At 33.2% G+C, this 26,360-nt stretch carries 27 protein-coding genes; 2 read left to right on the top strand and 25 right to left on the bottom strand.

What is annotated here, in order from left to right; all coding sequences use genetic code 11:
• Positions 1-77 precede the first annotated feature (77 nt).
• Genes pknB through ACFCT9_RS01690 form a run of 6 tightly spaced genes read right to left on the bottom strand, consistent with a single transcriptional unit; the run spans position 78 to position 6,637 of the window.
• Positions 78-2,072, bottom strand: a complete 1,995-nt coding sequence (pknB, locus tag ACFCT9_RS01715) for a Stk1 family PASTA domain-containing Ser/Thr kinase (RefSeq protein WP_412521603.1) — start codon at positions 2,070-2,072, stop codon at positions 78-80.
• A complete protein-coding gene (locus ACFCT9_RS01710) occupies positions 2,072-2,815 on the bottom strand; it encodes a Stp1/IreP family PP2C-type Ser/Thr phosphatase (RefSeq protein WP_412520316.1) in 744 nt (247 codons plus the stop codon). The genes pknB and ACFCT9_RS01710 overlap by 1 nt, the downstream gene beginning before the upstream one ends.
• 6 nt (positions 2,816-2,821) lie before the next feature.
• On the bottom strand, positions 2,822-3,916 hold the full coding sequence (gene rlmN / locus ACFCT9_RS01705; RefSeq protein WP_412520314.1) for a 23S rRNA (adenine(2503)-C(2))-methyltransferase RlmN: 1,095 nt from the start codon (positions 3,914-3,916) through the stop codon (positions 2,822-2,824).
• Positions 3,917-3,919: 3 nt separating this feature from the next.
• Positions 3,920-5,224, bottom strand: coding sequence for a 16S rRNA (cytosine(967)-C(5))-methyltransferase RsmB (gene rsmB, locus ACFCT9_RS01700; RefSeq protein ID WP_412520312.1), 1,305 nt, complete (start codon positions 5,222-5,224; stop codon positions 3,920-3,922).
• Positions 5,224-6,156, bottom strand: a complete 933-nt coding sequence (gene fmt / locus ACFCT9_RS01695) for a methionyl-tRNA formyltransferase (protein WP_412520311.1) — start codon at positions 6,154-6,156, stop codon at positions 5,224-5,226. Before fmt ends, rsmB begins: the two co-directional genes overlap by 1 nt.
• Complete coding sequence (locus ACFCT9_RS01690; protein WP_412520309.1) at positions 6,149-6,637, bottom strand: peptide deformylase; 489 nt, start codon at positions 6,635-6,637, stop codon at positions 6,149-6,151. Before ACFCT9_RS01690 ends, fmt begins: the two co-directional genes overlap by 8 nt.
• A 188-nt stretch (positions 6,638-6,825) precedes the next feature.
• Here ACFCT9_RS01690 and ACFCT9_RS01685 point away from each other — a divergent pair, with 188 nt between their 5' ends.
• The gene (locus ACFCT9_RS01685) at positions 6,826-7,116 is read left to right on the top strand and encodes a hypothetical protein (protein WP_412520308.1); all 291 of its coding nucleotides are present in this window, start codon (positions 6,826-6,828) and stop codon (positions 7,114-7,116) included.
• Positions 7,117-7,168: 52 nt separating this feature from the next.
• Here ACFCT9_RS01685 and ACFCT9_RS01680 read toward each other — a convergent pair whose 3' ends face one another.
• The 17 genes from ACFCT9_RS01680 to coaBC form a co-directional block, all read right to left on the bottom strand.
• Positions 7,169-8,371, bottom strand: a complete 1,203-nt coding sequence (locus ACFCT9_RS01680; protein WP_412520306.1) for an O-antigen ligase family protein — start codon at positions 8,369-8,371, stop codon at positions 7,169-7,171.
• Positions 8,372-8,381: 10 nt separating this feature from the next.
• A complete protein-coding gene (locus ACFCT9_RS01675) occupies positions 8,382-9,575 on the bottom strand; it encodes a lipopolysaccharide biosynthesis protein (protein WP_412520304.1) in 1,194 nt (397 codons plus the stop codon).
• Entirely contained in the window at positions 9,572-10,687 is a 1,116-nt protein-coding gene (locus tag ACFCT9_RS01670) for a glycosyltransferase family 4 protein (RefSeq protein WP_412520302.1), read from the bottom strand. Before ACFCT9_RS01670 ends, ACFCT9_RS01675 begins: the two co-directional genes overlap by 4 nt.
• The gene (locus ACFCT9_RS01665; protein ID WP_412520301.1) at positions 10,684-11,265 is read right to left on the bottom strand and encodes a CatB-related O-acetyltransferase; all 582 of its coding nucleotides are present in this window, start codon (positions 11,263-11,265) and stop codon (positions 10,684-10,686) included. The genes ACFCT9_RS01670 and ACFCT9_RS01665 overlap by 4 nt, the downstream gene beginning before the upstream one ends.
• A 10-nt stretch (positions 11,266-11,275) precedes the next feature.
• Entirely contained in the window at positions 11,276-12,502 is a 1,227-nt protein-coding gene (locus ACFCT9_RS01660; RefSeq protein ID WP_412520299.1) for a glycosyltransferase family 4 protein, read from the bottom strand.
• Between the two features lie 12 nt (positions 12,503-12,514).
• The gene (locus tag ACFCT9_RS01655; RefSeq protein ID WP_412520297.1) at positions 12,515-13,705 is read right to left on the bottom strand and encodes an ATP-grasp domain-containing protein; all 1,191 of its coding nucleotides are present in this window, start codon (positions 13,703-13,705) and stop codon (positions 12,515-12,517) included.
• 2 nt (positions 13,706-13,707) lie between these two features.
• Positions 13,708-14,226, bottom strand: a complete 519-nt coding sequence (locus ACFCT9_RS01650; protein ID WP_412520296.1) for a GNAT family N-acetyltransferase — start codon at positions 14,224-14,226, stop codon at positions 13,708-13,710.
• Positions 14,198-14,821: a sugar transferase gene (locus tag ACFCT9_RS01645; protein WP_412520294.1), complete on the bottom strand. Its 624-nt coding sequence runs from the start codon at positions 14,819-14,821 to the stop codon at positions 14,198-14,200. Before ACFCT9_RS01645 ends, ACFCT9_RS01650 begins: the two co-directional genes overlap by 29 nt.
• A 2-nt stretch (positions 14,822-14,823) precedes the next feature.
• Positions 14,824-16,038 carry a DegT/DnrJ/EryC1/StrS family aminotransferase gene (locus ACFCT9_RS01640; RefSeq protein ID WP_412520293.1) on the bottom strand — a complete coding sequence of 405 codons (1,215 nt, stop codon included), beginning with the start codon at positions 16,036-16,038 and terminating at the stop codon, positions 14,824-14,826.
• Positions 16,039-16,060: 22 nt separating this feature from the next.
• A complete protein-coding gene (locus ACFCT9_RS01635; RefSeq protein WP_412520291.1) occupies positions 16,061-17,344 on the bottom strand; it encodes a nucleotide sugar dehydrogenase in 1,284 nt (427 codons plus the stop codon).
• Positions 17,345-17,449: 105 nt separating this feature from the next.
• A complete protein-coding gene (locus ACFCT9_RS01630) occupies positions 17,450-18,220 on the bottom strand; it encodes a tyrosine-protein phosphatase (protein WP_412520289.1) in 771 nt (256 codons plus the stop codon).
• Positions 18,220-18,912, bottom strand: coding sequence for a polysaccharide biosynthesis tyrosine autokinase (locus tag ACFCT9_RS01625; protein WP_412520288.1), 693 nt, complete (start codon positions 18,910-18,912; stop codon positions 18,220-18,222). Before ACFCT9_RS01625 ends, ACFCT9_RS01630 begins: the two co-directional genes overlap by 1 nt.
• Before the next feature lie 18 nt (positions 18,913-18,930).
• On the bottom strand, positions 18,931-19,602 hold the full coding sequence (locus tag ACFCT9_RS01620; RefSeq protein ID WP_412520286.1) for a Wzz/FepE/Etk N-terminal domain-containing protein: 672 nt from the start codon (positions 19,600-19,602) through the stop codon (positions 18,931-18,933).
• 245 nt (positions 19,603-19,847) lie between these two features.
• The gene (locus tag ACFCT9_RS01615; RefSeq protein WP_412520284.1) at positions 19,848-20,165 is read right to left on the bottom strand and encodes a hypothetical protein; all 318 of its coding nucleotides are present in this window, start codon (positions 20,163-20,165) and stop codon (positions 19,848-19,850) included.
• A 188-nt stretch (positions 20,166-20,353) separates the two neighbouring features.
• Complete coding sequence (locus tag ACFCT9_RS01610) at positions 20,354-20,986, bottom strand: NAD(P)-dependent oxidoreductase (RefSeq protein WP_412520283.1); 633 nt, start codon at positions 20,984-20,986, stop codon at positions 20,354-20,356.
• A gap of 293 nt (positions 20,987-21,279) precedes the next feature.
• A complete protein-coding gene (priA, locus tag ACFCT9_RS01605; RefSeq protein WP_412520281.1) occupies positions 21,280-23,688 on the bottom strand; it encodes a primosomal protein N' in 2,409 nt (802 codons plus the stop codon).
• Positions 23,688-24,899, bottom strand: a complete 1,212-nt coding sequence (gene coaBC, locus ACFCT9_RS01600) for a bifunctional phosphopantothenoylcysteine decarboxylase/phosphopantothenate--cysteine ligase CoaBC (RefSeq protein WP_412520279.1) — start codon at positions 24,897-24,899, stop codon at positions 23,688-23,690. Before coaBC ends, priA begins: the two co-directional genes overlap by 1 nt.
• A 216-nt stretch (positions 24,900-25,115) precedes the next feature.
• Here coaBC and ACFCT9_RS01595 point away from each other — a divergent pair, with 216 nt between their 5' ends.
• Complete coding sequence (locus tag ACFCT9_RS01595; RefSeq protein ID WP_412520277.1) at positions 25,116-25,433, top strand: thioredoxin family protein; 318 nt, start codon at positions 25,116-25,118, stop codon at positions 25,431-25,433.
• A gap of 72 nt (positions 25,434-25,505) precedes the next feature.
• On the opposite strand, the gene rpoZ is transcribed toward ACFCT9_RS01595, so the two are convergent.
• Both rpoZ and gmk read right to left on the bottom strand, forming a co-directional pair.
• On the bottom strand, positions 25,506-25,736 hold the full coding sequence (rpoZ, locus tag ACFCT9_RS01590; protein ID WP_412520275.1) for a DNA-directed RNA polymerase subunit omega: 231 nt from the start codon (positions 25,734-25,736) through the stop codon (positions 25,506-25,508).
• Positions 25,736-26,359, bottom strand: a complete 624-nt coding sequence (gene gmk / locus ACFCT9_RS01585; protein WP_412520273.1) for a guanylate kinase — start codon at positions 26,357-26,359, stop codon at positions 25,736-25,738. Before gmk ends, rpoZ begins: the two co-directional genes overlap by 1 nt.
• Position 26,360: the final 1 nt, after the last annotated feature.

Here is a 26,360-nt window from a genome sequence, read left to right as displayed (position 1 = left end):
TATTAGACGAACGGATTGAAACGAAGAAAATCCCATCTCAATTCAACTGAATGAATGAGATAGGATTTTTAAATGTTTTAGTCATATGCGATGTCTTTATCAGCGACAATTTTGTCATCGACACGCACGGTATAACCGGCTGTTTTGCCTTTTTCAATTTTTAAAGGAATTGAAACTGAACGATCGCTAGTGATATGGAAAGTTTGAACTGCAGATGCGCCGTCATGATCCTTATCTCGGACATAGACTTCAACTGTTTGACGTTCTTTATCTTTACCAGAGTAAGGAACTTGTACAGTTTGTGTCACATCTTTTACAGATTTACTTTCATCTGATTTATCTTTATCATCACTATCATCTTTTCCTAATGACACCACAAATGTCACGGTAGAATCTTCATCAATAGATTTACTCTTAGGTGATTGTGAAATGATCTTACCTTTTTCTACTTTATCACTGTGTACTTCTTTTTCTTTCACTGGCTTCAAGCCTTTTTCACTTAATTCTTTTTCAGCTTTATCATAGCTTTCACCAGTATAGTCTTTGACGTAAACTTGTTTCACACCAAGTGATTCTGTTAATACAATATGCGTATCATTAATCGGTACTTCCGTATCAGCCGCAACGTTTTGATTTTCAATCAAGCCGCGGTCTAATTTTGTTTTAGAATACGCTTGTTCTACGGAAATATGTTTGAAGCCGAGTTCATCTAATAACTTTAATGCTTCAGCTTTGCTTGTACCGTATAAATTAGGCATTTGTGCTTTTTTTGGTCCTTTAGATAACACGATATTCACTGTACCATGTTCTTCGACACGCTCACCTGGTGCAGGGTCAGTCGTAATAATTTGATTTTCTTGATACTTATCACTATAAGCCCGTTTCGTCTTGCCGACTTTAATATGATGTTCTTTTAAAATTTGTTGTGCTTGTGCTTCAGTTTTACCGCGCAAGTCTGGGGTTTCAATGTATTTATTTCCTAATAAACCATAGGCAATGAAGCTGATTAAACTGATCAGCAGCAAAGCGAAAATCAAACTATAGAAGAACTTTTTCTTTTTAGAACGTTTCTTTTTAGGCACTTCATAAACAGGGCCTTCTGTACTTTGGAAACGTTGATGATTCACAATTGGAATTTCCATTGTTTGATGAATCGGCTCATTTTGTTTTGTTTCTTTTGCGATAGCATCTTTATCAATCGCAATTGTTTTTGTATCTGCTTCATCAGACACATAAGGCGTTTCATCTTCCCGACATTTTTCTAAAGCGCTGCTTAAATCCCGCTTCATGCTTTCAATATCTTGATAGCGATTATCTCTATCCTTCTCAGTTGCCTTTAAAATAACATTGCTCAACGCTTGAGGAATATTATCGCGGATATCTGTCGGGTTCGGCATTTGGTCTTGAATATGTTTGATTGCGATGCTGACTGCCGTTTCACCTGTAAATGGCGGTTCGCCGACTAACATTTCATATAAGACAATCCCAATAGAATAAATGTCTGTACGTTTGTCTGTCGCTTCCCCTTTGGCTTGTTCTGGTGACAAATATTGCACTGTACCTAGCACATGGCTAGTTTGGGTCATGGCTGTTTCACTTAACGCTTTAGCAATACCGAAGTCCAAGATTTTCAATGTCTTGTGACGGTCTACTAAAATATTTTGAGGTTTAATATCTCTATGTACGATACCCATTTCATGTGCATGTTGAATACCTTCAAGTATTTGTTGTGCGAAATTAACTGCGGTTTCAATACTTAAAGGTCCATGTGTTTTGATATATTCAGAGAGAGTCGGCCCTTCAATATATTCCATAACTAAGTAGAAATATTCATGGTCTTCTCCAACATCTTTGACACTGACAACATTATCATGGGAGAGACGAGAGGTGTTATGTACTTCACGTTCAAATCGTCTCACCATGTCTTCTTTTTCATGTGGCGCTATATGAATCATTTTCACAGCAACTTTACGTTCTAAAATCAAATCTTCAGCAAGATAAACATTACTCATGCCGCCTCCGCCGAGGAATTCGACGATTTTATAACGTTCACTAATCGTTGAACCAATCATCATACGCGGTCACCTTCTATCTCTGCCAATACGAAGCTGACGTTATCGGTTGAATCATAAGCTTGCGCTAAATCTAACAGGGCTTGTCCTTGTGTTTCAAGCGGTAAACTTTGATTCAATTGTTCTTGGATTAAATGTGGACGGACGAAATCGGATAAGCCGTCTGAATTTAATAGTAAGTAATCATTAAAGTTTAAGCGTTTGACATAAATGTCTGCGACTACGAATTTATCTGTACCCATCACTTTCGTAATGATATTACGTTGCGGATGTGTAAAGGCTTCTTCTTCTGTAATTTGTCCTGTCATCACGAGATGATTGACAAATGAGTGGTCGCTTGTAATTTGTTCGATTTCACGGCTGTTAATGAGATAGGCACGCGAGTCGCCGATGTTTGCGATGATGACACGTTTATCATAAACGAGCGCAACGACTGCAGTAGTGCCCATGCCTTTGAAATCTTCATTAGCTGCGGCGTAGTTATAGAGTTCGCGGTTGATGAGCTGCAGGGTGCTGCGCAACCATTCTTCGGCTTGAGATTCTTCGACAAGGTTCTCTTGTTCGAAGATTTCTTGGAAGCGGTTGACGACAAATTGACTCGCAACTTCCCCTGCTTTATGACCACCCATACCGTCGCATAATACCAACAGCTGTTGATCAGTCATGTTGTAGAAGATGCCACCGGCATCTTCGTTCTTTTCCCTATGGTGTCCTGTGTCTGTAAAAAATTGTGCATTTAACATAGGTCCCTACCTCGTTTCTACTTGACGTTCCTTCGCTCGTAATTGACCGCAAGCGGCATCGATATCTGAGCCTTGTTCACGTCTGATTGTCGCATTGATACCTAAACGTTTGAGTTCTTTTTCAAACTTGAAGATATCCTCTTTCGGTGTTTTCACATAATTTCTTTCAGGAACATGGTTCACTGGAATCAAGTTGACGTGACAGTTTAAACCTTGGATTAAATGTGCCAGTTCTCTTGCATGTGTAAGCTGATCGTTTACACCGCCGAATAAACCATACTCAAACGTAATACGACGATTTGTTTTTTCTTGATAGTATTGGATTGCTTCCATTAATTTATCAATAGAATATGCACGGTTGATCGGCATTAATTTAGAACGGATTTCGTCATTTGCCGCATGCAGGCTGACCGCAAAATTGATTTGAATTTCTTCATCTGCGAAATCATAAATTTTAGGAATAATACCTGATGTTGATACCGTGATATGACGTGCACCGATATTTAAACCATTGTCGTGATTAACGATTTTTAAGAAATCCATCATTTCATCATAGTTCTCAAACGGTTCACCAATACCCATGATAACGATTGAAGAGACACGTTCATCTGTTTCATCTAGGGCTTTTTGAACAGTTAAAACTTGTGAAACAATTTCACCTGCTTCTAAGTTACGTTTCAAACCGCCAAGTGTAGACGCACAGAATGTACATCCGATACGGCAGCCGACTTGTGTTGTTACACAGACAGAATTACCGTATTCATGACGCATTAATACCGTTTCAATCGTATAACCGTCTTGTAATTCAAATAAGAACTTGATTGTCCCATCGCGACTTTCTTGTTTTACAACGGTTTCTAAAGTCGTAATTGTAAAGTTGTCTTTTAATAATGCGCGCAAGTCTTTAGATAAGTTCGTCATTTCGTCGATCGTATCGACACGTTTCTCATAGAGCCATTCAAAGATTTGTTTTGCTCTGAATTTCTGTTGGCCATATTCGACTAGCCACGCTTGCATCTCTTCATAGCGTAGTGAATAAATTGATTGCTTTTCAAAATCAGGAAGAAAACGATTCTTTTTCTTCTTTTGAGGTGTAATCATGAATTAACTTTCCTTTCTTCTAATCTTTGTAATAAAGAAACCATCTGAATCAAAGTCTTGCGGTAAGATTTGTAAGGTCTTTACTTCCTCTCCTGTTCTAGGATGTGGGAATGGTTCAAATTCAAAGTCTTTGTTTTGTTTTAAAAATGTATAGATTACATTTTCATTTTCCATCTGTTCTATTGTACATGTTGAATAGACAATCACGCCACCCGGTTTTACAGAATCTTTAATATTATTCATAATTTCTAGCTGTAAATCAACTAATCCATCAATAGATTCAGGGCTTTGTGTATATTTAATTTCTGGTTTATGGCGTAACACACCTAAACCACTACATGGCGCATCCACTAAAATTTTATCATACTTTGCGTCATATGGCTTTGTCGCATCGTGTTGAAACGCTGTGACATTCTTCAAACGCAGCTTGCGAATGTTATGTTCAATCAAATCAATTTTGTGTTCGTGAATATCTGTCGCATCGACATGACCACTGTCTTTCAACAATTCAGCAGTCTGACATGCCTTACCGCCAGGTGCACTGCATGCATCTAAAATCATTTCACCTTCAGCAGGTGCTAAGATTTCAGCCACAAACATTGAACTTTTATCTTGAATTGATACATAACCATCTTTAAACGCACGGCTGTCCACTACAGGACGACCAGATACATGGAGACAATAAGCAATATCATGGTCTTGTGTCACTGTATAATCTTCTTTTTCTAAGCGTGCAATCGCATCTTCAATTGTTGTTCTATGCGTATTCACACGAACAGTTTGACCTGGGCGTTCAAGTAATGAAGACGCAATGGCTTCTGTTGTTTCTAAACCAAAGTGTGTCACCCAATGTTTCACAATCCATTTCGGTAAGCTGTACATAATCGCAAGACGTTGTTGATCATTTTCGATATCCGATGGATTCGGTAATTCACTGCGCATCATATTACGCAAGATACCATTCACTACTTTACTGTTATGCAGCCCTCCACGTTGTTTTGTGATTTCTACTGCTTCGTTGATAATCGCATGGTCTGGAATTTTATCTAAATATTGATATTGATAAATGCTCATCCAAAGTAAACGGCGCATCCAACCTTTTATTTTCGTTTTCACAAAAGGTTTCAAATAATAATCTAATGTATATTGATGTTTCAATGTGCCATAGACTAATTCAGTTAATAAGCCTTTATCAGCACGGCTCAATTCATTTTCTTTTAAAACTTCATTAATTTTCAAGTTACTGTACGCTTTGTCTTGGATAATTGCTTGCAACGTGTCAAATGCGAGTGTTCTCACTGTCTGCATTAATTTAATTCCTTCCCAACTAAGTCATCTTGGTAGCCGCTTAAGAAGTTTGCGGTCGGCATACGCTTTTTGCCTGATAATTGAATCTCTGTTAAGGCAATCGCATCAGATGATCCTGTTCCGACAATAATTGCTTTCTTAGTTGTTTCAATAATTTCACCAGGGTTGCCTGCTTTTCCTTCTACTATATGTGCTTTAAATAACTTCATATTTTTATCTTCTAATTTTGTATAAGCAACTGGCCATGGTGATAAACCGCGAATGTGGTTGTAGATCGCTTGTGCCGATTTTGACCAGTCAATACGTTCATCTTCACGACTGATATTTGACGCAAATGTGGCTTCTGCTTCATTTTGTTCGATTCGATCGTTTGTGCCGTTAATAATGTCTGGTAATGTTTTCGCCAGTAAATCTGCACCTAAGAAACTCAATTTATCGTGCATTGTACCGACATCATCATTTGATTCAATGTCGATAGCTTGTTGTGAAATGATATCACCTGCATCTAATTTAGGTGCCATATACATAATGGTTACGCCTGTTTCTTTTTCACCATCAATAATCGCTTGATGAATCGGTGCACCGCCACGGTATTTTGGTAATAATGACGCATGTACATTAATCGCACCTAAACGCGGCGCATCTAATAACTTTTTAGGTAAGATTTGGCCGAAGGCTGCTGTGACGATTAAGTCTGGCTCCATATCAATTAATGTTTGTAAATCTTCTGATTGTGATATCTTTTCAGGTTGATAGACATCAATGCCATGTTCCATTGCGACTTCTTTAACCGGTGGCGGTGTCATGACACGTTTACGTCCTACTGGACGATCAGGTTGTGTCACAACCGCAATCACATCTTCTTTTGCGATTAACATTTCTAATACTTTTGTGGAGAAATCTGGTGTTCCCATAAATATAATTCTACTCATCTTCTAAATACGCCTCCAATTCTTCCTCGGTCAATTGCTTTTCCATCTTATCCGTAAAAGGCACGCCGTTTAATTGATCTATGATATGAAGAATCATGCGTGCAATATCATCATATGCGGTTAATTCTACTGTATTACCTTCAACATCATTACTTTGAACCACAATCATTTGGCTGCGTGTCACTGTTCCAAATACATCTGGAAACGACACATCACCTTCTAATTCAGTCACTTTAGTTTCTGATTCACTGATAATACTTGGATTGATTAATTGAAGCAATCCATCCGCTTCCATATCGATAATCGCTGCTTGTTGTGAAACCCCGATTTGCGGTGCACACAAAGCAGATGCTTCTGTATCATATAAAGTATCCTCTATATCTAATAATAACTGTTTCAACTGACTATCAAACGTTTTAACATCCTTTGCTTGTTGACGCAAGATTGCGCTTGATGCAGACACTAAAGGTTTCACTGCCACATTCATCGACTCCTTAAAAAATTCATCTAATCATTATACCGTAAAACACTGAGAAAAGCGATACATCTACAAAATCAATCAACAACTTCTAAATTAATTCAAGATTTAAAACAAAACTAAAAGGGTAAAGTATTAATATTGTATAAATTTAGGGTTTATACGCGTTTTGATAAAGGTGGTGAATATTCTTGGATGATATCACACGTGATCAGGCATTCATCGTTGCAGTACTCTATAAATATTATACAGAAAAGCGCAACGCTGAGATGACACCTGAACAAGCGAATGATTTCAAGGATTCTTATTCATTACAAGAAAACTATTTCTGTGATAAGGATCGAGACACATTCTTAAACGATTTAAAAGTCGTATTTGATAAAGGCTATGTAGATGGAAATTGGGACGGAACTAAAATCAATAATGTTCGCTTATCAGACAAAGGCTTTCATGAAGTAAACACAAACTTACTAAGTAAATAAGACAATAGTAAAGCACATCTCAAACGGATGAGATGTGCTTTTCATTATATTATTAAATTTTTTTAACTGATTCTGATCCCTTTACAGAAAGCAATGGACTTAAACCGATTCCGATAATTGCCCATTGAAATAGACCTATTGACAATTGATTTTGAATCAAAGTAATTTCAAAGATTTGGTGAGTTAAAATGGCTATGAAAAATGCTGAACTTAATCTAGCTACCACTGATTTATTAGTTTTTATCATCATCATAAATATAAAATACAGCAGTAATATGAATATAATCAACCCTATTATACCCACTTGCAAAGCTATATTCATATATAAATTATGTGATGAAGCTTGCATACCTATCAAATCAGATGCTACTGTACTCGGACCGTATCCAAAATATGGTTTTAAAGATAAGTAGTTATTAAGCATCGACCAAATTTCTGCACGACCTGACATTAAACTTTTTCCAGTATGATTTCGCATCCATGTTTCAACTACAGAATAATATCTCCATTTAGGTAAACTTGGATATAAAAATATCACTAAGAAAATAAAGGAAATAAACGTACCAAAAAACAAAGTGCCAGACATTAAATTTTTTGATATAACTCTCCAAAAAACAAAAACTAACAAACCTACAAACATTGATAATAGTATTGATCTTGTATCACTTGCTAAGAGTACCATTATGCCTAATAACAAGATCACTGAAGCAAAAAGTTTCTTTCTAGTTGTAATCAATTTCAATAGTATGAAGTATATAGCAATAAACATATATGGCCCTACTAAATTTGAACTAGGATAGATACTTTTAAATTGCGACGGCATCCCTTGTATTATCCATACTATAAAATGAAATGTAATAAACAGAGTTGAAATCCAAAAAAGCTTGTTTATAAAAGAAATAGTTACTTTAGAAAATGAAAAAGCACAAAGTACCAAAATACAAGCCAAAAATTGTATTGGATTTATTAATTCTTTCATTAAACTGCCATCTCTACCAGAGAAAATAGCTATAATTAAGTATAAAAACGAAATTAACAATATAACTAGGTGTGCTACTCTAAACTCTTTTTTTCTTGAAACTGAAAATATAAAATTTAATCCTGATAAAGCAACACTTAATGCTAATGCAATTAATCCTACTTTCGAAGTATCAATCGCATTCAAAGTACCAATGTATAACAATACCATTATAAAAACTAATACTATGGACTGAAAACGCATATGTGAGCTGCTTGGGTGGGTTGATAATTGCATAAAAACTCTCCTAATTGTATTTAATAGCTTTTGAAATTTTTAAGTTTGTATAAATAAGTTTAATAACCATGGCAACAATTGTAGCTATGCAGAAGCCTACTAAATTATAATTAATACTTCCAATCACTGCCAAAAGTAGATAAATTAATGCATAACCAAGTTGGATGAATAGTAGTAATCTAGAATTTAATACTTTCATCGCAAACGGATGAATAATGCTGTTTAAAATAGAAACTAAACCAATCAATGTGATCAAATCTATTATTGACAAAACTCTATCAAAATAGTTTCGATAAATAATATATATCACTAATAAGGAAGCGTATTTAATCACAAAAAAACATGGCAATATTATAATTAGTAAAAAGTTTAATAATTTTTTAAAGTTTTTTGCACTTACGCTATCTGTTCTCAAAGATAGATACGATAAAATCACATTATTCATTGGTGTAGTCACCAACGAAATCATCTTGCTAGCAGTAGATCCAATAAAATAAACGGTTACTGCTGCAGGTCCAATAATAGGCAATAATATCAATCTATCCAGGTAATTTAATACATTTATGATTAAATTAATGGAAGAAAAGTTAATATAATCTTTAAGTATCCCATTAGCTGTGATTTTCACTTTGTTTTTTAATTGGAACCTTACTTTAGTTTTAGTTATAAGGTAAATAAAACCAAAAGTTTCACCTATAAAAAATGGCAAAGCATAAAAAGAAATAACAAAGTAATATATTGCTACTCCTACTGTATAACCAAGAACCACATAAATATTTGTCATTAAAATACTTATATATCTTAGATCTTCTCTGAAATATACTTGCAAATAATAACGTGACGTCAATAACATTGCAAAAACACAAAAAACTAATTGATTAATTCCCAGACCATTATCGCTAAACAAAAACATTATTAAGAAAAAAATTAAGTTAAAAATTATTATCCAACTGAAATATTTTGAGAATACTTGATTCTTTATATTTTCTTCTAGGTTTGGGTTATGTAATAGTCTTACGTTATTTAACGTATTTCCAAAAGTAGTCGCAAAAATTAAGACAATACCATAATAGACTATTAATTCAGCAAAATCTCGTTCATTCTCTATTTTAGAAACAAGTGGAAAAGTAACTAATTGAATAATTGCAACAATGATTAAATTAGAAATTATGTTGATTGAGGAATCGTGTAAAAATCGTTTCATTGTGAAGATTCCTTATAAAGATCATTATATATCTCACCAATTTCATTCCATCTAAACTCATTCAGAAATTCCTTATCTTTAAGGTTTCTTTGAAATTCATCATAATTTTCTAAGATGTGTAAAATATTTTCTTTAATTTCATTACTATTTTTATAATCAGTTGCCTTACCATATATACCATCTTCAAAATAATCATATATACCTTCATTTTTTGTATAAATGATTGGTAAATTTTGACTCATTGCCTCAACAAAAACTAATCCAAAAGTTTCGCTTTTGGATGGCATTGTAAATATATCAATTCCATCCATAATTTGTTTGATTTCGCTTTTATCTCTTACACCGTAATATTTAAAATCATTCACTTTTTTTAATTCTTCAAAATATTTTTCACTTATTATCTTACCTACAATATTCATCTTGATAAAATAATCACCTTCAGCATTAATAGTACATATAGCATCTAATACACGGTGAATATTCTTATTACTGTATATTCGTCCAACATACAATAATTGAATTTCTTTTTTACTATTGCGTTCTTTTTCTCCTACTCGAGCATTTTCCAACCAAAATGAATCTATGCCATTTGGAATAACAATAGATTTTTCTAACTTGTCCACTATATCTTTGTCATTTTTAAAAAAAGAAAGCACCTTATTTTTATAATTGTGATTGGGGAAGATCAATACTTTTGCTTGCTTCAATGCATTTTTAAATACACCTCTTAAATGAATTTTATAAGGCAATGAAAAATTCACATCTGTTCCTCTAATTGTTAAAATATATGGAACCTTATACCTTTTATGTAATGCGTATGCTAGCAGTCCATCATTTGTTAATGTGTGGGCATGTATTAGATTCACATCTTTCATATTTATTGATTTATTAAGGTATTTAAGAGATTTATTCTTCCTATTTAGACTGAATAAGCTATCACTTTTTTTTATAATTTGAGGTGCATGAAGTTCATACTTATAATCCGAATTAAATTTAACCGATTTTTTTACTGGATTATAAATTACATGTTCAAAGTCATTTGACATATTTTCAATCTGATTTCGATATATTTGTGTGAATATAAAATTTGAATTCAAGTGAAGAATTTTCATTTTACCCCACCTTTACTATTTGGTTGAAATTGCTTCAATATTTTTGATGCCTCATCAGGTGATTTATCAAACCATCTTGTATCTAAAAGTGCATCTATAGTTGGTTGATCAAATCGATATTTAATTACTTTTGCAGGTACTCCTACAGCAATAGCATAATTAGGAATATCATTTGTTACAACTGCTCCAGCACCTATTATTGCTCCAGTACCTACTTTCACTCCCTGTAAAACTATTACATTAGCAGCTAACCAAACATCATTTTCAATTAGTGTTGGTTCTATATTAAGTGAGTGATTAATATTTTTTTTACTTATTAACTGAGAAGTAGTCCAATAATTTGTGCTGTGTTCAGCTTGTCCAATTTTTACTCCTGGACCTATAGAACAATAATTAGCGATGGTACAATTATTAACCATTACTTGTGGTCCAAAATAATTATAAGACCCAATAACAGCTCCTTCTGAAATAAATGTATCTTTACCGAACTGATTACCATAGCCTATTCTACCAAATACAAAGCTTTTATATTTAAGCAATCGACTTATTCTTTTAAGTAATTTCAAAAGTTTTTTCATTAATTGCACCTCACTTATTTACAATATTCTCCAAGTATTCTGCGAATCCAGTATAAACTGTATCAACTTTAAATTGTTTTTCATATAACTCTCGTGAAGACTTAGACATTTTTTTTAACAAATTGAAATTTTGATGTAGCTCAATTATTTTATTGCGTAATTCATAAGCATCTTTATAATAATAGCCATTTTTATTTTCATTCAATTTTTCTTCCATCATGCCTGGTACACTTACTAATACTGGTAAAGAAGCTGATAAATATTCACCAAATTTATTAGGCATATTCAGACGGAAATTCACACTATCAATATAAGGCGCAACTCCAACTGAAGAAAGTTTTAACAATGATGCTATTTCCTGTTTTCCTACCCAACCTGGCATAATTACTTGTGCATTATTTTGATATTTATCATGATAGAAATCAAATTTTTCACCCACACCGCAAAGCACAAATTTAATTTTCTTGTTATCTATTAAATCAATTGCTTTAAAGAGTGTTTTTAAATCAAATTGTTTACCAAAGTTACCAACAAAGGTTACGATAAAATCTTTTTTTTCTATACCTAATTCTTCCCAAAACTTTTCTGCACTTTCATCAGATCCAAGTATTTCAGGATACGCAGTATGAAAAACAGAATCGTCACTTCTTTTTGGTATTTTTGCTATGTTTAGGCCATATTCAAGAAATTTCTCTGTAACCCCTACTATTGAGGTGCTATTTTTCAATACTTTTTCTAATGTCTTTTTATTTTTTTTAACTAATATCTTTACAAGTGGATGTAGTATCTTAGGTGTTACTTCATAATAGATTTCAGGCCACAAATCTCTTATATCAATTACATAAGGTACTTCATTTTCTGCAGCGTATTGTTGTACAGCTTTTGAAGCTTGAATTGGTGCCATTGTTGATAAAATAATGTCAGGTTTATTCAATTGAGAGGCGATTCTTAAAAATTTATCTGAAAATGTTTTAAAATGCAATAAACGATCTAGTGATACGTTTTTTCTATATCCTTTTGTTTGTGACAGAACAATCTTATAATTAGATTTTATAGATTTCACTTCATCTTGATCAGTTCTAAATTGCTTATTATAGTGTTCAAAATTAGAAGAAAACCAAACTACTTCGTTTCCTCTTTCACTTAATATATTTGCTAAATTTCCCATTCTCCGTAGTCTAACATTCTCATTATCTGTAGGAAGTGGTTCACCATCAGAGACAATCCAAATCTTCATATATACACCTTCTTAAACCTTTTTAGTGATAATATTTATCATGTCAACATAACTATCACACAATTCAATTGCTTTTTTTACAGTTTTCCCTTTGCAAATTATATAACCAAAACGTTCACTACTACTCTTTATCTTTTCTACTTTGTCCCCAACGCTATAATTAAACTCTAATTCAAGAACATTGTTGTTTTTAGTAATTTCTTCTGGGATTTCTATACTTTGTACAATTCCTGGTGTCACCTGAAAATACCTTATCGCTGCACCGTAATATTCTATCTTATTTTCTAAAGATTTCAGTTCACCTAAACTTTGTAAAATATGTTGTTTGATTAAATCGATACTAGTTCCATTTTTTACTAAATGACTAGTTATAAAGTCCCCACCTAGTCGAGCTCCTATTTCCACTATTTTTGGCCCTGTTTCTGTAACTATTATCTCTGTATGAGCAGGACCATTTTTTATTCCTATTGCTTGAATTGCATCAATTGTAATTTTTCGAATCTTTTTTTGAATATTGCTATCTAATAAGCTAGGAATATGATGTCCAGTTTCTATAAAGTGTGGGGCTCCTGATGTTAATTTATCAGTAATTGCAACTACCGATGTTTTACTATTAATAGTCATTGTTTCGACACTAACTTCTTTGCCTATCATGCACTCTTCCACTAAAATCTTTTTATCTCGTGAATGATTCATTGCATGATTAAATGCATCATCATTTTCTAGTTCATTATTTAATAAAAATATTCCTCTACTACCCGAAGAATCAATTGGCTTGATAATTTTTGGGCCTGTAATTTTATTAATAGCTAAATCATACTCACTTTTATCTGTAACAAGAATAAATTTAGGAACTGGTACTCCAGCTTCTTTTAGAGCATTTCTCATTAAATATTTGTCAGTTGCTTTCAATGATGTATCATAAGAAATTGTGTTATATCCTAGTTGTTCTCCAACCTTCGCGATTGTTCGCATAGGCATATCTGTTGCCGCCGTTAAAATCGCATCCGGCTTAATTTGCAATGCTAACTTCATTATTTTATCAGTATCTGTTGTACTTACAATATATTTTTCATCAGCATATTTAAATCCTACAGCATCAGGGTTCATATCAATGATGATAACGTAAAGCCCCATGTCTTTTGCTGTTTTTATTAGCGGTACTTGTAATGCGCTAGCACCTAATATAAAAACTTTTTTCACAATTACCCCTCATTCATTTTAAAGATTTTTGACATTAGGATATTGTCATAGTATTTCCCATTTAAAAATTTGCTTTCCCTTAAAACTCCATCAACATGAAATCCCATTTTTTTATATGCATTAATGGCTCTACTATTAAATGAAAAAACTTGAAGATAAATCATGTGCAAATTCATTCGTTCAAAAGCAATATACTCCAATTCATTAATTGCTTTTGAACCAATTCCATTTCCCCAAAGATTCTTATCTCCGATAAAAATGAAGATCTCAGCATTGCGATTTATCCAATCTACATTATCAAAACCTACCATTCCAACTGCTTTTTTCTCATATTCAATAATAAAATGCTTATTAGACTGTTCTAACATTTTATTTTCGAACCATCTATGGTGTTCTAATTCAGAAATGGGATAAACAGTTCCTAATAATTCCCTAAGTTGCTTGTCGCTTTTCCAATCAAGAATTAACTTTTCATCATTAAATTTAAGTCCTCTAAGCGTTACTTTCTTCTCTGTTTCCATTTGTAATCACCTTATTATTGATATTGCTCTTTGCTAAAACACTTGTTATTGTTTTTAAAATTATTTTAAAGTCAAAAATAAAGTTCAAGTTATCAACATAAAAAACATCATTTTTAAACTTTTCTTTTTGTGGTATAGAGTTTCTAAAATATGCTTGGTTATACCCAGTGATACCTGGTTTAACTTCAAGCTTTCTTGATTCTTCTCCAACATAAATTTTTAGAGCTTCTGGTGTATCTGGTCTAGGTCCAATCAAACTCATATCGCCTTTTATAACATTAATAATTTGTGGAATTTCATCAACACTTGTTTTTCTAAGAACACTGCCAATACTAGTTATTCTGTTATCGTTTTCAGAATTGAATGTTGATCCATCCTCATTACGTATATCTGGTGCATTCACCTTCATTGACCGAAATTTATATATTTCAAACATTCTTTGATTTTTACCTAATCTCATGCTCTTATAAAAAATAGGACCGTTATCTTCTTTTTTTATAAGAAAACTTACTATTATAAAGACCCAAAAGAAAATCGGTAAAAATGTTAAAGACAACCATAAATCAATAATTCTTTTAAAATATCTTTTATACATGATTAAAGCACCTCATTTATTACATCAATGAAACTTTGAGCAACAAATCTAACATCTTCGTTTGATAGTTTTGTGTGAAGTGGAAGTGAAATTTCATTTTTATATAATGAGAACGCATTAGGAAATTGATCAATATCGAAACCTAAATCAATATATGCAGTTAACAAAGGAAGCGGTTTGTAGTGAACATTACATGCAATCCCTCTTTCACCCATTCTTTTTATAATTTCATTTCTTGTTTGTAACCCAATACCTTTAACTCTTGTTAAAAGTAAATGGCCTGAAGAAAGAACTTGTTCTCCTAAATGATTTAACATAGTGATATTTATATTATCTTGAAACTCTTCTTGATATAACTTAATAATTTCCCTTCTTCTATTCAAGATTTCATTATATCGCTGAAGTTGACTTCTACCGATACTTGCTTGAATATCAGTCATATTGCATTTATAAAGGGGAGCTATTATATCATATTCCCATTGGCCTATTCCTGATTTTGAGAGAGCATCCTTTGATTGTCCGTGCAAACTTAATAACATATACTTCTTATATAGAAGTTCATTATCCATTTTTTCTCTAGAAACCCATGTAACAGCTCCACCTTCACCAGTTGTTAAATTCTTAACAGCATGGAAAGAAAAACAAGTGAAATCTGCTACTTGTCCAACATTTTTACCTTTGTATTTTGCCCCAAATGAATGTGCAGCATCTGCAACTACAATAATTCTTTCAAATTGGGCTTGTAAACTGTTATTTGGTTTAAATAATTCCTTTTTCTTCTTGACAATTTCAAATAATTTATCGTAATCAATTGGTTTACCTGCAATATCAACAGCAATAATTACCTTAGTCTTTTCAGTAATATTTTCTGCAAGTTTTTGATAATCCATTTCTATAGAATCACGCTGAGAATCCACCATTTTTATAGTTGCTCCAGTGTGATACACTGCTGCTGCAGTAGCAGTGTAAGTGTATGCGGGCACGATGACTTCATCACCCTGCCCAATACCTAATGTTCTAAGAGTCATTTCTATCGCTGCCGTACATGAGTTTAAACAAACTGCTTTATCTGTACCTACATATTTTGCAATTTCGTTTTCGAAAGTTTTCGTTTGAAGTCCAGTGGTAATCCAACCAGACTCTAATACTTCAATAACATTTTTTATATCATCTGAGTTAATGTCAGGTGGTGAGAAAGGTATGTTCCTTTTTTTCAACAATATTACCTCCAGTCTGTTTCTATAATGACCAATATTTAAGCGTTTCACTTTCAAAATCTTTAAAACGATTTTTCAAGTCTACAATTACAGCTTTTTCTTTTTTCAATTTATTAATAATTCCGTCACTACTAATTTCTTTAAACTCTTTATGGTTTACTCCATAAACTAACAAATCGATATCATCACTAACTTCTGATAACTCCTTATAAGTCGTAGCATTGATGTCACTGTTAAATGACTCGATATAAGGATCAACAATGATTGGTTCAATTCCATATTCATTTAATTCTTCTACCACATTAATAATTTTAGAGTTTCTGAAATCAGGTGTATCTTCCTTGAAAGTAAGCCCCATGATAACTACTTTCGCATTATTAATAATTTTATTTTTCACTAATTCTTTAATAATGTTAGCAGCTACAAACGTAGACATATAATTATTGATTTTTCTTCCTGCAGAAATTATTTGTGAGTGGAACCCTACATTTTCTGCTTGGTATATAAAGTAGTAAGGATCAACACCTATACAATGACCTCCCACTAAACCAGGATAAAAACCAAGTGCATTCCACTTAGTGTTCATTGCATCAATTACTTCATTAGTATTAATATCCATTAAATCAAACACTTGTGATAGTTCATTCATAAATGCAATGTTAATATCGCGCTGACTATTTTCTACAACTTTTGCACTTTCGGCCACTTTAATGTTTGAAGCACGATGAACACCCGCTGGTATTGCTGCTCCATAAACATCAGCGATTGTATCAAGGGCCTCATCATCGATGCCAGAAACAATTTTAATGATATTTTTAACTGTGTTTTTCTTATCACCAGGATTAATTCTTTCTGGTGAGTAACCTACTTTGTAGTCCTTTATACATTCTAATCCTGATAAATCATCTAATAGTGGCACACATACATCTTCTGTAACCCCAGGATATACAGTTGACTCATATACTACAATATCTCCCTTAGAAAGATATTTTCCTACTAATTTAGTAGCTTCTTCAATTGGAGTCAAATTAGGAGTGTTATCTTGTTTAATTGGTGTTGGTACTGTAATTATATAAAAATTTGCTTCTGTTAATCTTTCAGGGTCAGCTGTAAATTCCATTGTTGTATTCTTTAATACTTCAGAACCTACTTCTCCAGTAGGATCGATATAGTTGTTATATAAATCTACTTTCGCAGCATCAATATCAAACCCAATAACATCAAATTGTTCTGCAAAAGCAATTGCCAATGGCATACCAACATATCCTAATCCTATTACCGCTACTGTTACTTCTTTTCTTTCCATTTTTTACACCTCAATTTTTAAATTAATCCTTAAGTATTTATCTTTGACATATTCTAAGGTGCACTAAATCATAAAAGCTTGTTTTTTATCTATTCAGTTGGAAAATTATTTTGAAAACATGCTAAGAAATTTGCTTTTTTTATACTCTATAGGTCTGCTTATTTTGATCTTTTTATCATTAAGAAGCATTTCATTGTTACTAATCAAGCTTTCTATTTTATCTTTCAAGTAAGCATGTTTTCCTTTCGAAAATACCTTATCAAATCCAAATGGTCTGTTCTCAATATTATGTGCATCAGATGCGATAAAGTGCGTTAAATTATTTTCTATCATTAGCATAGAATTCTTTTGTGTCTTTCTACCTAGTTCTCCAGTTAAAGAAGATGCTGTTATTTGGCTCAAAGCTCCTATATTTACCAAACCAAATAATATGTTTATATCTTGAGCAATTACCTTATTTCTTTCTGGATGTACAATTATGGGAACATAACCCCTGATTTGTATTTCATAAATCAAATTTTGACAATAACTAGGGACTTGATTCGAAGGTAATTCTAGTAATAAATACTTTGAATTGTTAAGTCCTTTGATTTTTCCATTATCTAAATCTACTAGTAACTGGTCAGTTATCCTAATTTCTTGACCTGGATATACAGTTACACCCAGCTCTTTTACTTTTTCATTCTCGTTTATTTTTGCAACTTTATTTGCAACTTCTTCAAATTCGTTATTATATCTGTAATGTAAATGGTGAGGAGTTGCGATTATACCTGTAATATTTTGTTCTGCAGCTTGTTTTATTAAATCAATCATACTTTTTTCGTCTACAGGACCATCATCTACTCCAGGTATTATATGGTTATGAATATCTATCATTATTTATCTTCTCCATAATATGCATAATAGCCAGATGACTTATCTGGAGTAGTTTTGTTAAGAATAACACCTAAAACTTTGGCTCCTGCTTTTTCCACTAACTCTTTAGCTTTCTTCACTGCATTTCTATCATTTTTTTTGACATCAATAACCATAGCAACATATCCACAGATTTCTGCAAAAAGCTGAGCATCTGTCACTGTATTAACAGGAGGAGTATCAATAATGATAATGTCATACATTTCATATAACTCTTCTAAAATACTTTGACATTGTGAAGAGCCTATTAATTCTGAAGGATTGGGTGGAATTGGTCCTGAAGTTAATAAATCTAAATTTTCAACTTCAGTTTTTTCAACTGCTTTACTTAAATAAGATTGATTAATAATCAAGTTAGAAAAACCATCTATATTTGGTACGTTAAATAAGTAATGTTGTGTTGGTTTTCTCATATCACCATCTATTAAAAGAGTATTATATCCTGCTTGTGCATAGGTAACTGCTACATTGGCAGAAACTAACGATTTACCAGCCGATGGTTTCTCTGATGTAAATACAATCGATTTTATATCATTATCAGCTGTTGAAAACATAATATTTGTTCTGATTCCTCTAAATTTTTCACTAATGACAGATTTAGGATCACTAAACGTAATTATAGGGTTTTGCACTGCTTCATCTTTTTTTGTCATATGACATTTCCTCCTTTATTATTTCTTTTTATTAAACTCTGAAATAGATCCGAGTACAGGTAAACCTAGAGTTTCTTGGACATCTTTTTCAGTTTTGATTCTTTTATCTAGTAATTCTTTCAATGTGATAATAATCAATGCAATTATTAAACCTAATAATAAGCCAACTAAACCATTAATTATCGGTTTAGGCGCAACTTTTTTCGCCTCTTCAGCTTTAGATAGTGTTGAGACGTTATCAATATTCATAATTTTATTTGCATCCTTGCTAAATACTTTAGAAACCGTATTTGCTATTTTTGATGCATCTTTTTTGCTACTACTCTCAATTGTAATGTTCATTATCTGAGATTCAGCTTGGTTGTTGACTGTTAACATGTTGAAAATTTCTTTTTCTGAATATTTTCCATCTAATTCTTTCGAAACCTTATCCAAAATTCTTGGGCTTTTAATAATTTCTGAATACGTTTTTACAAGTTGAATATTTGACTGAACCTGTTGTGCCATTATTTCATTATTTGTTTCATGCTGACTCACTAAAACTTGTGATGTAGCTGCATATTTTGGTTGAATTAAGAAAAAGCTTATTAATAGACCAAAAACAAGAAAAAGTAATGGTAAAATAACTAGTAATTTAATATTTTTCTTTAAAGCAGCAAAAAAGTTGCTTAAATCAATTGTTTTTTCCATAGTAACCTCCATTGTATGTATAGTACATATTAATTAACGTATATTTTACATTATATAGGATAACAAGATGCTTTTGAAACAATTTTTAAATATTTTTACAATCAAAATCAGATTGTAATATTCATTAATAAAGTCTTTAAAATTATAGCAATAGCACCTCTAAAACGTCTTAAAAGCGATATGCCTATGCTTTGATAGCAATAAAATAAGCATCTACCAAGTTATTTCTCAGTAGATGCTTTAAACTATTGTAAAATTATAAAGAAAACAATTACAAATACGCTTACAATAAACCGTACGCTTTGTGCTAAAAAGATAATTTTTCCGAAAGTCTTCTTTTGATAGATACCTATACCGACTTGAATCATCGCAAATGCTGTGATTAACATGATTAGAGCCGGTACAAAATTGGAAATTAATGCTCCGATGTTTAACAATAAACTTCCTACTATTAAGAGGATCATAGTAATTTTAGGTGTTTTCGGATTTCTTGCTAACATTAATATTGCAGATAAAAATGTGAAGACAGAAAATGCTATGATAAATGTTTTAAGCAGAATCATAAAATCACTCCTTGATTACCTATTATACATGAAAATGTATAGTTACTATATCAAAAATGAAGTCTTTTGCTTTTAGTGCTTAATAGAAATATCAATCTTTCACGTATTTATGTATAACTAATCATAAAAACCCTCATTATAAGCAGCTGTATTTATCACTGCTCATAATGAGGGTTCATTTAATTGTATTATCCTGAAACAACTGTAATACCTTGATTTGGGTATTGATCATTTTCAGCTTCATCTATGAATGCATTACTGAAATCCTTGTAGGATACATATGATTTGTTTTGTGAATTATAAATAATCGTATCAGTACCTAATTTATAATCGTTTGTTTCTGGGCCATTAAAATCAAACATACTTGCCGGACTGACAAACGTCCAGTCTTTTAATTTGTCTTGCGCTTCTAAAATATCATAAGCCTCAGCCATTTTTATGGCTGATTCTTTTACTGCCTCTGGAATATTTGGATTATCCGCCACTCTTGTTGTTTTACTTTCGTCGATATACAATCTTCCAGTTCCACCTACAAACATCAACTTTACATCGACACCTGCGAGTATATCGATAAAGTGATTAACCATTTGTATATATAGCTCTTCTCTGCCTCTTGGTGCACCGAATGCGACCAATACTGCATCAAATCCTTCTAAGTCTTCACGTGTAATATCTAAAATATCCTTTTCTATATAAGGCACATCAAATTGTAATTTATTACGATTTCTTACAAAGGCAGTTACTTCATGATTTCGTTCTAAAGCTTTTTCAGTTAGGATTGTCCCTTGTTTGCCTGTTGCGCTAATGATTGCTATGTTCATGTTGTTTGTCATCCCCTTTTGAAAATTAATTATAACTATGATTACCAGTTCACACTTTCCAAGTATTTCTTGTTACGTTCACTTTTCTTATATCTATCCACACGCATAAACAGATAAGCATTTATAATTTAATTCATTTTACACTACCTTTTGTGTAGTGCGCAACTATAAAAGACTTTTCAAAGATATTGAGTGTTTACCCTTGAAAATTTGAAATAAAAAAGGATAAGCAATGATTTACTAACTTAAACAGCATTCTAAATCATCACTTATCCAAAATTTTTAATTTATTCCTACATCATGACATATGGATTAATATCTATCTTTAATGACAGTTTATCTTTTTGATAACGTTCATGATAGTAATCATCTAAATATTGAAGTGCTTTGTGTAACTCTGGTTCGCTTTTGTATTTAACTAGGACTTGGAAGCGAAATTCTCGATTAATTCTTGCGATAGCTGCTGGTGATGGTCCAAGTATTAAAGCACGATCAGTAAGATGTTGCAGTAATATTTTATGAACATGTGATGCTGCTTGCATCACTTCTTTCATATTTTGATGTGAAATCGTAAAGTTAATCAAGAAATAATACGGTGGGTATTTACCGATTTGTCTGTACTTCATTTCTTTATGATAGAACGATAAATAGTCATTAAGCTGAACATCTTGTATCGCATAGTGATCAGGATTATATGTTTGAATAATAACCTTACCTTCTTTCTCATGACGTCCTGCACGTCCAGCTACTTGGGTCAGTAGTTGGAAAGTACGTTCGCTAGAACGGAAGTCAGGTAAGTTCAACATAGTATCCGCATTGAGCACTCCAACAAGCGTAATGTTTGGGAAATCAAGCCCTTTCGCAATCATTTGAGTGCCAAGCAAAATATCACCTTTACCTTCTCCGAAGTCATTCAATAACTTCTCATGTGCGCCTTTACGTGACGTTGTATCTGCATCCATACGTATAATCTTCGCGTCTTCAAACTCACGATTTAGTAATTCTTCAACACGTTGCGTACCTGTCCCCATTTGACGAATATGTTCACTTTCGCAATTAGGACATTTATTAGGTGGTGTTTCTTCATAACCACAATAATGACATTTCAATTTGTCGCTAGATTTGTGATAGGTCAATGAAATATCACAGTTCGGACATTGCGGCACATGGCCACAATCTCTACATAAGATAAATGAAGAATATCCACGTTGGTTTAAGAACAATACAATTTGTTCATTCCGAGATAATCGGTCTAAAATTGCTTCTCTTAATTCAGTAGAAAACATAGAACGATTGCCATTCGCTAATTCCTCTCGCATATCTACGATATCTATTGCAGGTAGCGGTTGATTGTTTACACGATCAGGTAAGCTGAGTAAATGATAAACACCTTTTTCAGCACGTGCATAAGACTCAAGACTCGGTGTCGCACTACCTAAAATTAATGGACATTGATGATATTTAGCACGCCATAATGCAATTTCTTTCGCATGGTATCGAGGATAATCTTCTTGTTTATACGTAGCCTCATGTTCTTCATCAATGATAATCATACCTAGATTTTTAAATGGCGCAAATACACTAGAACGTGCACCCACACTGACGCGTGCACGACCATCACGAATTTTCTGCCATTCATCATAGCGTTCACCTTTTGAAAGACCAGAGTGCAAAACTGCGACTTCGTCCCCAAATCTACGTTTAAATCTTAGGACCATTTGCGGTGTCAATGCAATCTCCGGCACTAACATCATCGCTTGTTGCCCTTTTGCGAGGACAGCATCAATTGTTTGAAGATAAACTTCCGTTTTCCCTGAACCTGTTACACCATGTAGTAAGAATGTTTCTTGTTTTTCTTCATCGATGACCTTTTTAATTTCATCATATGCGATTTGCTGACCAGCTGTTAGTTGTCTTTTTTCTTCTTGTTCAAAGACTCTTGAGGCATATGGATCACGCTCAACGATAGCATCATACTTTTCTACAAATCCATTACGTTCTAAAGTTTTCGCACTTGATGCTGATAAACCGACCTCTTCCAATTCTTTTAAAGGAACATCTCTATTTTGTGCATCTAACAAGTAAGCATAAACATCATATTGTTTTGGGTAACGTTCCAGCATGCCAAGTACTTCATCAGGATTATGATCTTCTCTAATTCGAATCGCACGTTGTGTCTTTTTCTTTGTATTTTGAGACAATAACGTTTCTTCTCTAACAATACCTTCTTCTAATAATGGTACGATGTGTTTTAAATCACCATTTTGTTGTGCAGCTTTATATGCATAATGACCTTCTTTATTGAAACGTTTTAATAAACCCTCTGGTATGGATTCATCTTCTACAATTTCAAACACCTTGGTATATCTTGCTTTGATAGCACTTGGCAACATAGCCTCTAAAATAGAAATACGCTTTGTGACATGATATTTACCATACCATGCACTTAAATCAACTAATTCTGGTGTCAGCTCTGGTTTGATATCTTGAATTTCTTGAATCTCTTTAAGTTTAGATAAATCTAATTCTGGATCTGGTTCCTCAGCTATTTCCATGACGTATCCTTGTATAGTTCTGTACCCAAAGGGTACAACGACCCGTACACCAACTTGGATGATGGGTACGAGTCGCTCTGGAATTTTATAATCAAAGGTAAAGTCTACGTTTTTAGCCGGGACATCTACAATCACCTTTGCATACATTATTTCCACCTACGTTCTAATTCTTCTAAGATTCTTCCAGCAAGTTGCTGTTTCTTGCCTTTCTCTATATTCACTGCTTCGTCATTTCTGAAATATAATGTGACTTCGTTATCATCAGAACTAAAGCCGATAGATGTGTCACCTACATTATTCGCAATAATCACATCAGCATTCTTTTTCTCTAATTTTGCTTTAGCATATTTTTCAACATCTTGTGTTTCAGCTGCAAAGCCAATTAATTTTTGATGTGTTTTGTGTTCACCTAAATATTTCAATATATCTTTTGTACGTGTAAATGCAATCGTCAAATCGCCATCTTGTTTTTTCATTTTATGTTCAAGTTTTTCAGCTGGTTTGTAATCTGAAACTGCAGCTGTTTTAAAGACAAAGTCTTGTTGATCAAAACGCTCAACAACAGCATTAAACATATCTTCTGCACTTGTAACTTGTACAAAGTCTACATTTTCAGGTGGCACTATACTTGTCGGACCGCTCACTAAAGTCACTTTAGCGCCTCTTTTTTGCAATGCATCAGCTAGCGCATAACCCATTTTTCCTGAAGCTCTATTGGACACAAAACGTACAGGATCAATGACTTCGACAGTCGGTCCTGCAGTAACTAAAGCATGTTTGCCATAGAACCAATCATTGTTATTTATAACAGTTTGATTACTCTCTTGTTCCATAATATGATGCACAAAAGCAATAATATCTAATGGTTCCATCATGCGCCCTTTTGCTACATAGCCGCAAGCTAAGAAACCTTCACCAGGTTCAGCGAAATGATAGCCATCTTCAGTTAACACTTGCATGTTTGCTTGTACTCTTGGATTTTCATACATATGCACGTTCATAGCTGGCGCAACAAACTTAGGTGCTGTTGTTGCTAATAAGGTTGAGGTAATCATATCATCTGCAATACCATTTGCTAATTTGCCAATAATATTAGCAGTCGCTGGCGCAATAATAACAGCATCTGCCCAATCTCCTAGTGCAATATGTTGAATTTCAGCTGGATCTTCTTCTTTAAATGTACTTGTGTATACAGGATTACGACTGATTGCTTGGAAAGCAAGCGGTGTCACAAACTCTTGTGCATGTTCAGTCAACATCACACGTACGTCATAACCTGCTTGTGTTAATTTACTTGTTAAATCAATCGCTTTATAAGCTGCAATACCACCTGATACTGCTAATAAAATATTCTTCATCGCAATCTTTGCCTCCAAGTTTATTCTCTCTTTATGTATACGGCTTAATAATAAAAAATGAGTCCAAACACAATGGCCTCACAATTCCTCAATCATTTTATATTTTAACACTCTAGGTCAAAAAAGTCCTTAGCTTTGCAAAGCAATAAAGTTGATTCTTTACCCTTGTCGACGTATGATAACTTTCGATACAGACAACAGAAAGAAGGTTTGAAGATGGAGACTTTAAAGCAATTTGATGAAATTACACAACTCATTGAAAATGAAGATAAATTCTTGTTATATGTCATGGCAAATGGTTGCTCAGTCTGCCATGCAGACCAACCCCGAGTAGATAAACTCGTAAAACAATTAGAAATACCTGCAGCACAAATGATTGTTAACGATATTCCTGAAGCTGCTGGCCAACTCTCACTCTTTACTGCGCCTGTCGTCATTCTCTTTAACAAAGGCAGAGAATTTCATAGACAAGCACGCATTATAGATTTTGATCAGTTAGAACGTTCCATGGAACAATTAAAAATGTCTTATTAAGCAAAACAGCCTTCAAAGTAAGTATTTCTTACTTTGAAGGCTGTTTTCATTTTATATAATTGTTTTATAAACTCAGTCTTTTGTTTCGAATTCACTTTCGTTTAATTCTGGTTCGATTGGAGTGATTTTGCCGTCGGCAATTTCTTCTAGTGCTTCTCCAACTGTTTTAACTGAGTGATAGTTTTCTAATAACGCAGTGTCTTTTTTATCATATAATTCACGTGCGCGTTTGGCTGCCACTGTTGCGATTAAATATTTTGATTTTACTTTTGAAGTTAATTGATTAAGCGGTGGGTATAACATTATTTTTTGGCCTCCAATATCATTTTTCTATACTTTGCTTCTATACGTTCGCGTTTTAAATGTTCGGCTGCAACGATTGCTTGAATGCGTTCTTTAGCTAGTTCTACTTCGTCATTTACCACAACGTAGTCATAAAGATTCATCATTTCTACTTCTTTACGTGCTTCTTTCACACGACTTTGAATCTTTTCATCTGATTCTGTACCGCGCCCGACTAAACGCTCTCTTAAGTGGTCTAAACTTGGCGGTGCTAGGAAGATAAATAATGCATCAGGGAATTTCTTGCGTACTTGTTTCGCACCTTCAACTTCGATTTCTAAGAAGACATCATAGCCTTCATCCATAGTGTCTTTTACATACTGTACAGGAGTTCCGTAGTAATTACCTACATATTCTGCATACTCAATAAATTGATCTTGTGCGATAAGTTGCTCAAACTCTCTTTTTGTCTTGAAAAAATAATCAACGCCATCTTGTTCGCCTTCACGTTTTTCACGTGTTGTCATTGAAATTGAATATTTGTATGATGTCTTCGGATCATCAAATATTTCCTTGCGGACAGTACCTTTGCCGACTCCAGATGGACCTGATAAGACAATTAGTAAACCTTTTTCATTATCCATG

The sequence above is a fragment of the Staphylococcus simulans genome, assembly GCF_047037175.1.
Taxonomy (GTDB): domain Bacteria; phylum Bacillota; class Bacilli; order Staphylococcales; family Staphylococcaceae; genus Staphylococcus; species Staphylococcus simulans_C.
The sequence above is the reverse complement of the archived record's forward strand: the minus strand, read 5'-3'. Positions and strand labels throughout refer to the sequence as shown.